Genomic DNA, 11,853 nt, shown 5'->3' on the forward strand with positions numbered 1-11,853 from the left:
GCGTACCGCCCGAATCCGGTCATGGCGCGTGAAGAATCAGGAAGTGAGGGGTAGTGAGGGGAGCAAATCTGTTCCCACGGCGGTCAGTTATGGTGCTGAATAGAAAGCGCGGGGTTACACGACGGCGCGCGACCGGCACAGCGGGAGGCGCGCGCTGCAGGCCACAGAGAGGGGTTACTACGTGCCTGCTTTCTCACATACGTCGGTTCCGGCGGCTGTGGCACTTCCGGTGGTCGAGGGTGCGTTTCCTCGCCGACTGCACCCGTATTGGCCAAAGCTCCAGGGAACGACAAGGTCCTGGCTCCTCGAAATGGGGCTCATGCCGCCCGACAAGGTGGCCAAGTACGCAGACGACCTGTGCTATTCGGACCTCGTCGCGGGCTACTACCTCGGCGCCCCCGACGAACTGCTCGCGACGATCAGCGACTACAGCGCGTGGTTCTTCGCCTGGGACGACCGGCACGACCGCGATGTGATCCACGGCCGCGCGGACAACTGGCGGCGGCTCGTCGCCCAGCTGCACGCGGCGACCGAGGCGCCCGAACTCCACCTGGACCACAGGGATCCGCTGGTCGCGGGGTTCGCCGACTGCCTCCAGCGGTTCTACGGCTCGCTGAGCCACACCTGGAACCTTCGGTTCGCCCGGCACTTCCACCCGGTGATCGACGCGTACGACCAGGAGTTCAGGAACCGGACGACGGGAACCGTTCCCGGTGTCGACGCGTACATAGAGTTGCGCCGGCAGACTTTCGCGCACTGGATCTGGATAGACCTGCTCGAGGCGACGGCGCAGTACGAACTCCCCGCATGGGTGCGCAAAACACCGGCTTTCATGCGTGCGGCACTCGCCGTCCAGGACTTCTCTGCCTGGTACAACGACCTTTGTTCGCTCCCCAAGGAACTCGCAGGGAAAGAATTACACAACCTCGGGATAAGCCTCATCGAGCACGAGGGGCTTTCCGTCCCCGAGGCCACCGCGGAAGTACGGCGCCGCGTCCTCGGATGCGTTGACGATTTCCTCGAGGCGGAAGTCGAGGTCGGGAATATCGCGGACGGCGTCGAGACGCTCGGCGAAAAAGGAAAAGACCTCTCCGCGGCCATGAGGTCATGCCTGGAGAACATGCGGAACTGGTTCAGTTCCGTCTACTGGTTCCACCACGAATCGGGCCGCTATCAGGTCGACGACTGGGAGGACCGCAGCAACCCGCCGTACGTCAGCGACGAGCCGGTCGGCGCCGACACCGTGCCCGGCGCGGGCCGCGTCCCGAGGCAGGCACCCCACCGGATCCCCGACGGGGTCCCCGAACAGGCAGGTGAGTGCGCATGACCGTGGAATCCACGCTGCCGCCCCCGGCGCCCGGCCAGGCGGGAGCGTCACTGCCGCCGCTCGCACCCGGCGGCGCGCCGCTGCTCGGCCACGCCCCGCAGATGCTCCGCGACCCGCTGGCCTTCCTGACCCGGCTGCGCGACGGCGGCGACGTGGTGCGGCTGCGGCTCGGCCCCAAGACGGTCTTCGCGGTCTGCGACCCCGTACAGGTCGAGAAGCTGCTCAAGAGCCCGGACTTCCTGGTCGGCGGCGCCATGTGGGACACGCTCGAGGTGCTGCTCGGCCAGGGCGTGGCGAGCAGCAACGGGCAGAAGCACCGGCGTCAGCGGCGCGCCATCCAGCCCGCGTTCCGGGCCGAGCGGATGGCCGACTACGCGTCGCTGATGGCGGAGGAGGCGCAGGCCGCGGCCGACCGCTGGCAGGACGGGCAGACCGTCGACATCAACGCCGAGATGTTCCGCCTCGCGGCCCGGATCACGGCCCGCGCCATGCTGCACATCGACGCGGAGGACGACCGCTCGGACCGCCTCGGCGAGACGATGGGCACGGTCTTCGCGGGCATGTACCGGCGGATGATCCTGTCCTTCGGACCGCTGTACCGGCTGCCCCTGCCGGCCAACCGGCGCTTCGAGCGGGCGATGGCCGAATTGCACCGCATGGTCGACGAGATCGTCGTCGAGCGAAGGGCTCAGGCAGCCGAGGGAATCGACACGGGGGACCTTCTCGCGGCATTGCTCGACGCGCATGACGATGACGGGGAAGCGGTCACCGACCAAGAGATCCACGATCAGGTTCTGGCTCTCCTGTTGGCCGGCGGCGAAAATGTCTCCAAGACGCTGGCATGGACGCTCGGACTCCTCGCCGAACACCCGGACCATGAAAGCCGGTTGTACGAAGAGGTTGAATCGGCTACCGGTGGCGACAGGCAGGTGGCTTTCGGTGACCTCGGGAAACTCGCATATATGCGGAACCTTCTCAACGAGTCGATGCGCATTCGCCCCAGCGTGTGGATATTCACGCGCGTTTCGGCGGTCGATACGGTGCTCGGCGGGTACCGCATTCCGGCCGGGACGGACATCGTCTACAGCCCGTACGCGATGCAGCACGACCCGCGCTCGTTCGACGACGTGCACGTCTTCGACCCCGACCGCTGGCTGCCGGAGCGCGTCACGGACGTGGCGAACGTGGCGCACCAGCCGTTCGGCACCGGTAACCGCAAGTGCCCGGGCGATCATTTCAGCATGGTCGAACTCGCGCTGATCCTCGGCACGTTGGTGTCCCGGTGGCGGTTCGAGGAGGTCCCCGAGACGAACGCGACGGCGAAGCTGGGGATCACCATCGGCCCCAAGAACGGCAACCTACGGGTGCGGGCCCGCGGCTGACCGCCGCTGACCAGGGCCTAGGAGGCGAGCCTCACCCGGAACGTCCTACGGAAGGCGTTGGGCGTCGTGCCCAGTGCCTTCATGAACTGATGGCGCATCGCCGCCCCGTTGCCGAACCCGGCGCGCGCGGCGATCGCGTCCACCGTCTCGTTCGTCCGCTCCAGCAACTCCTGGGCGAACAGCACTCGTTGGCGCAGCAGCCAGCGGTACGGCGTCGTCCCCGTCTCCTGCTGGAAGCGCCGGGCGAAGGTGCGCGGGGACATGTGGGCCCGCGCCGCGAGCTCCTCCACGGTGACCGGCTCGTCCAGGTGCCGCTCCATCCAGGACAGCACCTCACCCACCGTGTCGCAGCGCGTCGCCGGCAGCGGCCGCTCCACGAACTGGGCCTGCCCGCCGTCCCGGTGCGGCGGTACGACCATGCGGCGGGCGATCGTGTTCGCGACCTCGGCGCCGTGCTCGGTCCGCACGATGTGCAGGCAGGCGTCGATGCCCGCGGCCGTCCCGGCGGAGGTGATGACCGGGCCCTCGTCGACGTACAGCACATCCGGGTCGACGCGGGTGCGCGGGAAGCGGACGGCGAGCTCGCGCTCGTAGCGCCAGTGGACCGCGCAGCGGCGCCCGTCGAGGAGACCGGCCGCGCCGAGCACGAACACGCCGGAGCACACGCTGAGGACGCGCGCGCCCCGGTCCACGGCGCGCCGCAACGCGTCGAGCAGCGCGGGCGGATACCCGTCCTGCGGTTCGGTGGCGGCCGGGACCGCGATGAGGTCGGCCTCGTCCAGGCGGTCGAGCCCGTACGGGGTGGAGATGGTCATGCCCGGCACATGGGTGCCGAGCGTCGGACCCGCGGCGGAGGCGACCGCGAAGTCGTACACAGGCAGCCCGGCCTCGCTCCGGTCGAGGCCGAACACCTCGCAGACGACGCCGAGTTCAAAGGGGTGCACGCCGTCCAGCAGCACGGCGGCCACGTTTTTCAGCATGCCTGTCAGTGTGCCGCATGCCTGGCAGTAATTCGAGGGTTGCTGACGGTCCTGCCACTGCCGCGCGGTCCTGGCCCGGCGGAGAGTGGAGGACATGAACACAGCGATGAACTACCTCGCCGTCCTCTTCGTCTTCCTCCTCCTGGCCGCCCCGTCCCTGTACGGCATGGCCCACGACCGCGGCATCGACCGCCAGCTCCGGGCCGCCGCGGCGCGGCACACCGGCCACCACCGCCCCCGCTACGAGAAGGCGGCCTGACCCGGCCGTCGTCCGAAGACCAGCAGATGCGAGCTCGCGACGAGCAGCTCCGGATGTGCCTCGGCGAGCCGGGCGGCCGCCAACGCCGAGGCGAACAGCCCGGATTCCTCGGGGACCTGCCGACCGGTGGCGGACTCGGCGGCCTTCAGTATCGAGTCGGCGGGCCCTTCCACCCCGTACAGCCGGGTGTCGTCGACCCCGGCGCCCCGCACTTCCGCCGCCAGGTCCTCGGCGCGGTGGAAGTAGGCGAAGGTGAACTCCCGCCCTTCGTTCCTGCCGGTCGCGAGCACCCGCCCCGAACGCTCCTCGCGCCCGTCGAGGTGCAGCCGCCCCAACGAGGCGTGGTCGAACAGCGCCGCGAACCGCTGGATCCCGGCGGCCACGACGAGTCCGCCGGGCCGCACCACCCGCAGCGCCTCTGCCAACACCCGGTCCCGGTCCGCCCGTTCGGGCAGGTGGTACAGCGGCCCGAGCAGCAGCACGACATCGTACGAGGAGTCGGCGGCACTCAGCGCACGCGCATCACCCACCTCAACCGTGCAACCGGTGCGCGCCGCCTCCCGTACGTGCCGCTCCACGGGGTCGACGAGATGGACCCGGTACCCGTCCTCGACCAGCCAGCGGGCGTGTGCGCCGGGGCCGCCGCCGACGTCGAGCACCGAGGCGGGAGCGGCGGGCAGATGACGTCGCAACAGCTCCTGCGTACGGACGAGTTCGAGCACGCCGACGGCGGATGAGGTCAGCCGGGCGTGCTCGTCGAACCGGGTGGAGTAATAGGCGAGGATTTCGTCTGCGACCTGGGGTGCCGTCATACGGATGCAGTGTGCGCGGCGCACAACGATCGAAGCACCTCAATTTTCCCCTCGCGCGCTGTTGAGGCGGCGGCTAGGACTCCTCGTGGAACCCGCTGCGGTCCGTCGACTCTGCCAGGATCCGTGCGATCACATCGGTGGACTGGCGGGGCAGAAGTGCGTAGGAGAGCAAGTGGTCGAAGAGCCGCCGGTAACCCTCGACCTGGGCGGTCTCCATCAGGCACGTGGTCTGCGGCCATCGAGGTACCGCGACGGCGCACATGCTCGGCGGGCCGTCATGTCTGATGACTCGGAACGGCCCCCAGTCGTTGGGGTAGCCGCCGCGTGAGAACGGCACGATGCGAATGCTCAACTCCCTGCGGCTGCCGAGCTCGAGCAAGTGCCTCAGCTGCTGCGCCATGATGCGGGCATCGCCCACAGCTCGATGGAGCGTGGCTTCGTCGAGTACCCAGGTGAACCTGGTTCCGTGGTCGCGATCCAGGACTGCACGTCGACGGGCGCGCAGCTCAGTGCCGAACTTCCCTGCTGTTGCCGATTGTGGGTCCGTGTCCTGGATCAGGGCCTCGGCGTATTCGGGCGTTTGTAGGAGTGTGGGCAGGGTGGAAAAGCCGTACTCCAGGACCGTGTCGGCGGAGTCCTCGAGCTCGATGACGCTCAGGAGGTCTGGCGGTAGCTCTTCCGCATACGCGTGCCACCAGCGGGTTCCGGGTCGCGGCCGTTCTCGGAGCAGCGCCACCAGGCTGTTGCGCACCGCCTCGTCGCGAACTCCGTAGAAGTCGAGCAGAGCCAGCAACTCCAGTCGGCGGATGTTCTGACGACCTGTTTCGATCTTCGAAAGCTTTCCTTGGGCGCCGTCGATGTGTTCTGCGGCAAGGTGCTGCGAGATCTGTGCCTGCTCTCTCAAGCGACGGAGCTCCGCACCCAGTTGGCGCTGCCGAAGCGAGGGAGTGGGTTGTGTCGGCATGGTGTCCCCACGTGCGTTCCGGGCGTCCGGGGCCAGACCTGCGCCCGGGGCAGGACAGCCTACGCGCGACGCTCGAGCGCGTCACTCGATCGAATGTATTCGACCAAGCATGTTGCTCTACTTCGACACCCGGCACGAAGCTGAGTCCACATCCCAACCCGGCGTGGATGAGGCCCAGTTGTGTCGGGTTCCGCGAGCGTCGGCCATCGGAAGGTGAACAAGTGGAAGCAACTTCGTATGGGGCGATGCATCCTGGGTTGGCGGACGCGCTGGAGATGGGAGGCAGGTTCGAGGAGTGGCTGGCCGGCCGCACGCCAGTGGTGTCCTACGCTCGCGTGAGCCTCGACGGTCTCGGTGAAGGCAGGGGAGTGAACCGCCAGCACCTCAACAGCGACGTGGCGGCGACGAAGGCAGGTTGGGCGGTGGTGCACCGCTACACGGACAGCGGTGTCACGGCGTCGGATCCCACGGTGGAACGACCGGCCTTCGTGCAGTTGCTGCGCGCCCTGCGCATGGGGCGCACTGAGGACGGCGTCGCTCTGCATGGTGTCATCGCCATGGAGGAGGAACGGCTGGTCAGGCTGGCCCGGGACGAGGCGCTTCTGCACCGGGCTCTCGCCGGAGGGTGCAACGGCTTTCTGTACCTAGTGGACGAGGGGGAACTGATTCACCCGTCCTTGCACTTGAGCGAAGTGGGAGTCGGCCGATCGGCCCCAGCGGGGCAGCGGGAGTCCGAACGGATGAGCAAGCGAAGGCTGAGGTCGGTCCGGGACCATGCCCGAGAGGGCAGAGGCACAGGTGGGGCCCGGCGCTTCGGATGGCTCGGCCCGGATGCGGTGGTGGGACGGCGGTCGAACACGCTCCTCCATGAAGACGAGTCGCCGTATCTGCGTGAGGCCATCGATCGCGTGCTGGCCGGACAGTCCTGGACCGCGATCACCGACTGGCTGACCGCAGAAGGGGTTCCCACGGTGCGTGAAGGACGGTGGACCGTCACCACCGTGCAGTCAATGGTGACGAACCCTGCGATTTGCGGCTATCGCGTGGTCGATGGTGCATTGGTGCGTGATCCCCGTACCGGGGAACCGGTGGTCGGTGACTGGCAGCCGGTCGCGACTCCGGGCGAGTGGACGAGGCTCATCGAGCGTTGCGGCCGGTGGCATGCGCCAGGCTTGGGGCGACGCGCCACGAGGAGTTCGGTAAGCGCCGGCGAGGGCGTGCAGTCATCGGGCAAGGAACGTAAGTATCTGCTCGCCGGGTTCTTGGTCTGCGGCCACCCAGGGCTGGATGGAGCCCGCTGCGGAGCGAAGATGGGAGGCCAGCCCCCTAAGGGTACGAATCGCCACCCGTCGTATCGGTGTGTGGCTGCTGGTTGCCGGAGAGTGGGGCGGCGGGTCGATCTGGTCGACGAGTACGTCGTGGGTATCGCGCTGGGCGCGCTCGAGGAGCGGTACAGCGGGAGAGCGGCCGATCGTCGTCCGTTTCCCGCTGAACAAAGACTTGCGGATCTTCGGGCTTGCGCAGAGGAGGAGGGCCACGTCGCAGCGCTGATCCGCGACCTTGAGGAAGACCGCAAGGAGTTTCTCGCGAGCCGGGCGAACGCCAACCTCCTTGCGGAGTTCACCCGAGAGCGATGGCCGCAACTCGACGTGAGCCAACGACGACTTCTGCTCAGGGAGGTGATCGAATCAGTGACGATCCTGCCGATCCCCCGGGACCGCAGCAGAAACGCACCCTTCGACCGCACGCTGATCCAGGTCGCTTTCAAGCAGGGAGTTGGTACTGGGCGGGCTGCTCCTGTTGTCGCTTGGGAACAGCCCGCACTGGTCTAGCGCGACTCAGAAGTCCTCGTCGAAGCCGACCGAGCCCTCGACCGCGACCTGGTACGCCGAGGGGCGGCGCTCGAAGAAGTTGGTCAACTCCTGGACGCCCTGGAGCTCCATGAAGGAGAAGGGGTTCTCAGATCCATAGATCGGAGCGAGGCCCAGTCGGACCAGGCGCTGGTCCGCGACGCACTCCAGGTACTCACGCATCGAGTCGGTGTTCATGCCGGGCAGGCCCTCACCGCACAGGTCGCGCCCGAACTGCAGCTCGGCGTCGACCGCTTCTTTGATCATGTCAGTGATCTGGCGGTCCAGTTCCTCGTCGAACAGATCGGGCTCCTCCTCGCGCACGGTGTCGACCACGGCGAAGGCGGCGTTCATGTGGCCGGTTTCATCGCGAAAGACCCAGTTCGTGCCGGTCGCCAGACCGTGCAGCAGCCCCCGCGACCGGAACCAGTACACGTACGCGAACGCCCCGTAGAAGAACAGGCCCTCGATGCACGCCGCGAAGCAGATCAGGTTGAGGAGGAAGCGGCGGCGGTCCGCCTTGGACTCCAGGCGGTCGAGCTTCTCGACCGAGTCCATCCAGCGGAAGCAGAACTCGGCCTTCTCGCGGATGGACGGGATGTTCTCCACCGCCGCGAACGCCGCCGTCCGGTCCTCCGGGTCGGGGAGGTAGGTGTCGAGCAGCGTCAAGTAGAACTGGACGTGCACGGCCTCCTCGAAGAGCTGGCGGGACAGATACAGCCTCGCCTCGGGGGAGTTGATGTGCTTGTAGAGCGTGAGGACGAGGTTGTTCGACACGATCGAGTCGCCCGTCGCGAAGAACGCGACCAGGCGGCCGATCATGTGCTGCTCACCGGGCGACAGCTTCGCGAGGTCGGCGACGTCCGAGTGGAGGTCGACCTCCTCCACCGTCCACGTGTTCTTGATGGCGTCGCGGTAGCGCTCGTAGAAGTCCGGGTAGCGCATGGGGCGCAGGGTCAGTTCGAAGCCCGGGTCGAGCAGGTTCTTTTCCGAAGAAGTGGTGGTCATTACTGGCAGGCCTCGCAGGACTCGGGGTTTTCCAGGGAGCAGGCGACCGCGTCGGGTTCCGGGGTCGCCGGGGTCGTGGTCTGGGCGGGGACGGTGCTGTTGCCCGCCGCCCGCGCGATGCGCGTCGCGGGGCGCGAGCGCAGGTAGTACGTCGTCTTCAGGCCCGACTTCCAGGCGTACGCGTACATCGAGGAGAGCTTGCCGATGGTGGGCGTCTCCATGAACAGGTTCAGGGACTGGGCCTGGTCGAGGTACGGGGTCCGCGCCGCCGCCATGTCGATGAGGCCGCGCTGGGGGATCTCCCACGCCGTGCGGTACAACTCACGCACGTCCTCCGGGACCCAGGTGAAGCCCTGCACAGAGCCGTTGGCCTCGCGCAGCGCCTCGCGGGTCTTGGCGTCCCAGACGCCGAGCTTCTTCAGCTCGTCGATCAGGTATCCGTTGATCTGGAGGAACTCGCCCGACAGCGTCTCCCGCTTGAAGAGGTTGGAGACCTGCGGCTCGATGCACTCGTAGACCCCGGCGATCGAGGCGATCGTGGCGGTCGGCGCGATGGCGAGGAGGAGGGAGTTGCGCATACCGACGGACGCGATGCGCTCGCGCAGCGCCGTCCAGCGCTCCGGCCAGGTCGGCTCGACGCCGTAGTGGTCGGGGTGCAGCACGCCGCGTGCCGTACGGGTCTTCTCCCAGGCGGGAAGGGGACCGTTGCGCTCGGCCAGGTCGGCGGACGCCTCGTACGCGGCGAGCATGATGCGCTCCGCGATGCGGGTGGACAGGGCGCGGGCCTCGGCCGAGTCGAATGGCAGGCGCAGCTTGAAGAAGACGTCTTGGAGGCCCATCGCGCCCAGGCCCACCGGGCGCCAGCGGGAGTTGGAGCGGCCTGCCTGGTCGGTCGGGTAGAAGTTGATGTCGACGACGCGGTCGAGGAAGGTGACGGCCGTGCGGACCGTCTCGTCGAGCCGCTCCCAGTCGATGTCGCCGTCCTTGACGAACGACCCCAGGTTCACCGACCCCAGGTTGCAGACGGCCGTCTCCCCGTCGTCCGTCACCTCCAGGATCTCCGTGCAGAGGTTGGAGGAGTGGACCGTGTGGCCGGGCTCCGCCGTCTGGTTGGCGGTGCGGTTGGCGGCGTCCTTGAAGGTCAGCCAGCCGTTGCCGGTCTGCGCGAGGGTGCGCATCATGCGGCCGTACAACTCGCGGGCGGGGATGGTCTTCTGGGCCTTCCCCTCCGCCTCGGCCTTGCGGTAGGCGGCGTCGAACTCCTCGCCCCACAGGTCGACGAGCTCGGGCACGTCGGCCGGCGAAAACAGTGACCACGGCTGGTCGGCGTTCACCCGGCGCATGAACTCGTCCGGGATCCAGTGCGCGAGGTTCAGGTTGTGGGTGCGGCGCGCGTCCTCACCGGTGTTGTCGCGCAGCTCAAGGAACTCCTCGATGTCGGAGTGCCAGGTCTCCAGGTAGACCGCGGCGGCGCCCTTGCGGCGGCCGCCCTGGTTCACGGCGGCGACGGAGGCGTCCAGCGTCTTCAGGAACGGGACGATGCCGTTCGAGTGCCCGTTCGTGCCGCGGATCAGCGAACCGCGGCTGCGGATACGGGAGTACGAGAGGCCGATGCCACCCGCGTGCTTCGAGAGGCGGGCGACCTGGTGGTACCGGTCGTAGATCGAGTCGAGCTCGTCGAGCGGGGAGTCGAGCAGGTAGCAGCTCGACATCTGGGGGTGGCGGGTGCCGGAGTTGAAGAGCGTGGGGGAGGAGGGCAGGTAGTCGAGGCGGCTCATCAGGCCGTACAGGGCGGCCACTTCGTCGAGCGCGCGCGTGGAGTCGTCCTCGGCCAGGCCCGCCGCCACGCGCAGCATGAAGTGCTGCGGGGTCTCGATGACGTGCCGGGTGATCGGGTGGCGCAGCAGATAGCGGCTGTGCAGGGTGCGCAGCCCGAAGTAGCCGAAGCGGTCGTCGCCCGCGACGTCGATCAGCGCGTCGAGGCGCGCCGCGTGCACCCGTACGAACTCGGCCGTACGGTCCGCGATCAGGCCCTCGCGGTGCCCGACGGCGACCGACCCGGTGAAGGACGTGACGCCCTGCGAGGCGGCCTCCGCGGCGATGGAGCGGGTGAGCAGGCGGGCGGCGAGCCGGGAGTAGGCGGGGTCCTCGGAGATCAGCCCGGCCGCGGCCTCGGTGGCGAGATCGCGCAGCTCCGCCTCATCGGCCCGCGCCGAACGGCCGCGCAGCGCGGCGGCCGCGATCCGGCCGGGGTCGGCGTCGGGGAGGTCGGCGGTCAGCTCGGTCAGGGTGCGCAGAAGTGCGGCACCCGGGCCGTCCTGGGCGGTGGCTGAGACCGGTTCGGCGGGCGCGATGGTCACGTGGGGGCTCTCCCTCGCTCGGCTCGAGGCCTGCGGGGAGGAGGTGGCAGCGCGGGCGCGCACGGGCGGGCCCTCGTCCACCGGCCCTTTCCGCGAGGCCCGGACGTCGTCGACGCCCGGGCCGGACGGCTCGGGCGTGCCGTCGACAGGTCATCGGACTCACGCGGGCGTTTTGGTACGCCTACGTACACCGTTGCGGGACAGTTCCGGATTCGCACCGGATTCCCCTGTGGTGACAGCGAGAGCGAGCATACATGTTGTGTTGGGCTTTCGCTTCAGCCCCATATGTTGTGTCGGCGTGGCGATACCGTCAGTCGGTCGCCAGCTTCAACTGGTACGCCCGCAGCGTCACTTCCGGGATCGGAGCCCAGTCGCGGTCCGGGATCCGGGCGAAGCCGAGGCGCTCGTAGAGGCGGTGCGAGGCGGTCGCGAGCGGCTGCGTGCACAGCACCACGGCCGATTTCCCGGCCGCGCGGGCCCGGTCGATCACGGCCCGCACGAGCGCCTCGCCGACGCCCTTCCCGCGCGCCTCCACGTCGACGGCCAGCATCCGGAACTCGGCCTCCGAGGGACGGGCCAGCTCCGCGTACGGGTGGTCGTGCGTGGGGACGTAGGTGACGCCGCCGAGGACGCGGCCGTCCGCGTCCTCGGCGACGAGCACCTCGGCCTGCCGGGCGCGTTTCTCGACGTCGCGCAGTTCGGCGGCGTACCAGTCGTCCTCGCCGAACGCGAGGAGGCCGCTGCCCAGGTAGGCGCGGGCACTCAACTCGCCGAGCGCGGCGTACTCATCGGGGCGCACTGTTCTGATCACGAGGCCATGGTTACGCGACCCCCGGCCGTGGCCGCAACGCTTTCCGGAAAATGCGTCGGGCCCCTCCGTGATGGAGGGGCCCGACGCGTGCGGATGCGTG

The 11,853-nt window shown here is 68.6% G+C and carries 10 protein-coding genes and 1 riboswitch; of the genes, 4 read left to right on the forward strand and 6 right to left on the reverse strand.

Annotation, left to right across the window (positions count from 1 at the left end):
- Positions 1 to 229: 229 nt before the first annotated feature.
- Together ACIRHA_RS26760 and ACIRHA_RS26765 are read left to right on the forward strand one after the other, a co-directional pair.
- On the forward strand, positions 230 to 1,327 hold the full coding sequence (locus tag ACIRHA_RS26760) for a multidrug MFS transporter (RefSeq protein WP_403851150.1): 1,098 nt from the start codon (positions 230 to 232) through the stop codon (positions 1,325 to 1,327).
- Positions 1,324 to 2,709 carry a cytochrome P450 gene (locus tag ACIRHA_RS26765; protein WP_403850721.1) on the forward strand — a complete coding sequence of 462 codons (1,386 nt, stop codon included), beginning with the start codon at positions 1,324 to 1,326 and terminating at the stop codon, positions 2,707 to 2,709. Before ACIRHA_RS26760 ends, ACIRHA_RS26765 begins: the two co-directional genes overlap by 4 nt.
- A gap of 17 nt (positions 2,710 to 2,726) precedes the next feature.
- On the opposite strand, the gene ACIRHA_RS26770 is transcribed toward ACIRHA_RS26765, so the two are convergent.
- The gene (locus ACIRHA_RS26770) at positions 2,727 to 3,689 is read right to left on the reverse strand and encodes a helix-turn-helix domain-containing protein (RefSeq protein ID WP_403850725.1); all 963 of its coding nucleotides are present in this window, start codon (positions 3,687 to 3,689) and stop codon (positions 2,727 to 2,729) included.
- A 94-nt stretch (positions 3,690 to 3,783) separates the two neighbouring features.
- Here ACIRHA_RS26770 and ACIRHA_RS26775 point away from each other — a divergent pair, with 94 nt between their 5' ends.
- On the forward strand, positions 3,784 to 3,948 hold the full coding sequence (locus tag ACIRHA_RS26775; protein WP_403850728.1) for a hypothetical protein: 165 nt from the start codon (positions 3,784 to 3,786) through the stop codon (positions 3,946 to 3,948).
- Here the strand turns inward: ACIRHA_RS26775 and ACIRHA_RS26780 are convergent.
- Positions 3,930 to 4,760: a class I SAM-dependent methyltransferase gene (locus tag ACIRHA_RS26780; protein ID WP_403850730.1), complete on the reverse strand. Its 831-nt coding sequence runs from the start codon at positions 4,758 to 4,760 to the stop codon at positions 3,930 to 3,932. The genes ACIRHA_RS26775 and ACIRHA_RS26780 overlap by 19 nt on opposite strands.
- Positions 4,761 to 4,833: 73 nt before the next feature.
- Positions 4,834 to 5,724, reverse strand: coding sequence for a helix-turn-helix domain-containing protein (locus tag ACIRHA_RS26785; protein WP_403850733.1), 891 nt, complete (start codon positions 5,722 to 5,724; stop codon positions 4,834 to 4,836).
- Between the two features lie 221 nt (positions 5,725 to 5,945).
- On the opposite strand from ACIRHA_RS26785, the gene ACIRHA_RS26790 reads away from it, so the two are divergent.
- Positions 5,946 to 7,556 carry a recombinase family protein gene (locus ACIRHA_RS26790; RefSeq protein WP_403850736.1) on the forward strand — a complete coding sequence of 537 codons (1,611 nt, stop codon included), beginning with the start codon at positions 5,946 to 5,948 and terminating at the stop codon, positions 7,554 to 7,556.
- 6 nt (positions 7,557 to 7,562) lie between these two features.
- Here ACIRHA_RS26790 and ACIRHA_RS26795 read toward each other — a convergent pair whose 3' ends face one another.
- From ACIRHA_RS26795 to ACIRHA_RS26805, 3 genes are all read right to left on the reverse strand, one after another.
- Positions 7,563 to 8,582 (reverse strand): ribonucleotide-diphosphate reductase subunit beta, encoded by a 1,020-nt coding sequence (locus ACIRHA_RS26795; protein ID WP_403850738.1) that lies wholly within the window; start codon positions 8,580 to 8,582, stop codon positions 7,563 to 7,565.
- Positions 8,582 to 10,942: a ribonucleoside-diphosphate reductase subunit alpha gene (locus ACIRHA_RS26800; RefSeq protein ID WP_403850741.1), complete on the reverse strand. Its 2,361-nt coding sequence runs from the start codon at positions 10,940 to 10,942 to the stop codon at positions 8,582 to 8,584. The genes ACIRHA_RS26795 and ACIRHA_RS26800 overlap by 1 nt, the downstream gene beginning before the upstream one ends.
- A 148-nt stretch (positions 10,943 to 11,090) precedes the next feature.
- Positions 11,091 to 11,169, reverse strand: a riboswitch (cobalamin riboswitch).
- An 83-nt stretch (positions 11,170 to 11,252) separates the two neighbouring features.
- Positions 11,253 to 11,753 carry a GNAT family N-acetyltransferase gene (locus ACIRHA_RS26805; RefSeq protein ID WP_403850744.1) on the reverse strand — a complete coding sequence of 167 codons (501 nt, stop codon included), beginning with the start codon at positions 11,751 to 11,753 and terminating at the stop codon, positions 11,253 to 11,255.
- Between the last annotated feature and the right edge of the window lie 100 nt (positions 11,754 to 11,853).

Source organism: Streptomyces sp. NPDC102360 (assembly GCF_044766085.1).
Classification (GTDB): Bacteria; Actinomycetota; Actinomycetes; order Streptomycetales; family Streptomycetaceae; genus Streptomyces.

Excerpts from the sequence above, each read along its gene's own strand:
- ACIRHA_RS26775 (WP_403850728.1), top strand. The coding sequence starts at position 3,784 with ATGAACACAGCGATGAACTACCTCGCCGTCCTCTTCGTCTTCCTCCTC.
- ACIRHA_RS26795 (WP_403850738.1), bottom strand. The coding sequence starts at position 8,582 with ATGACCACCACTTCTTCGGAAAAGAACCTGCTCGACCCGGGCTTCGAA.
- ACIRHA_RS26785 (WP_403850733.1), bottom strand. The coding sequence starts at position 5,724 with ATGCCGACACAACCCACTCCCTCGCTTCGGCAGCGCCAACTGGGTGCG.
- ACIRHA_RS26770 (WP_403850725.1), bottom strand. The coding sequence starts at position 3,689 with ATGCTGAAAAACGTGGCCGCCGTGCTGCTGGACGGCGTGCACCCCTTT.
- ACIRHA_RS26765 (WP_403850721.1), top strand. The coding sequence starts at position 1,324 with ATGACCGTGGAATCCACGCTGCCGCCCCCGGCGCCCGGCCAGGCGGGA.
- ACIRHA_RS26780 (WP_403850730.1), bottom strand. The coding sequence starts at position 4,760 with ATGACGGCACCCCAGGTCGCAGACGAAATCCTCGCCTATTACTCCACC.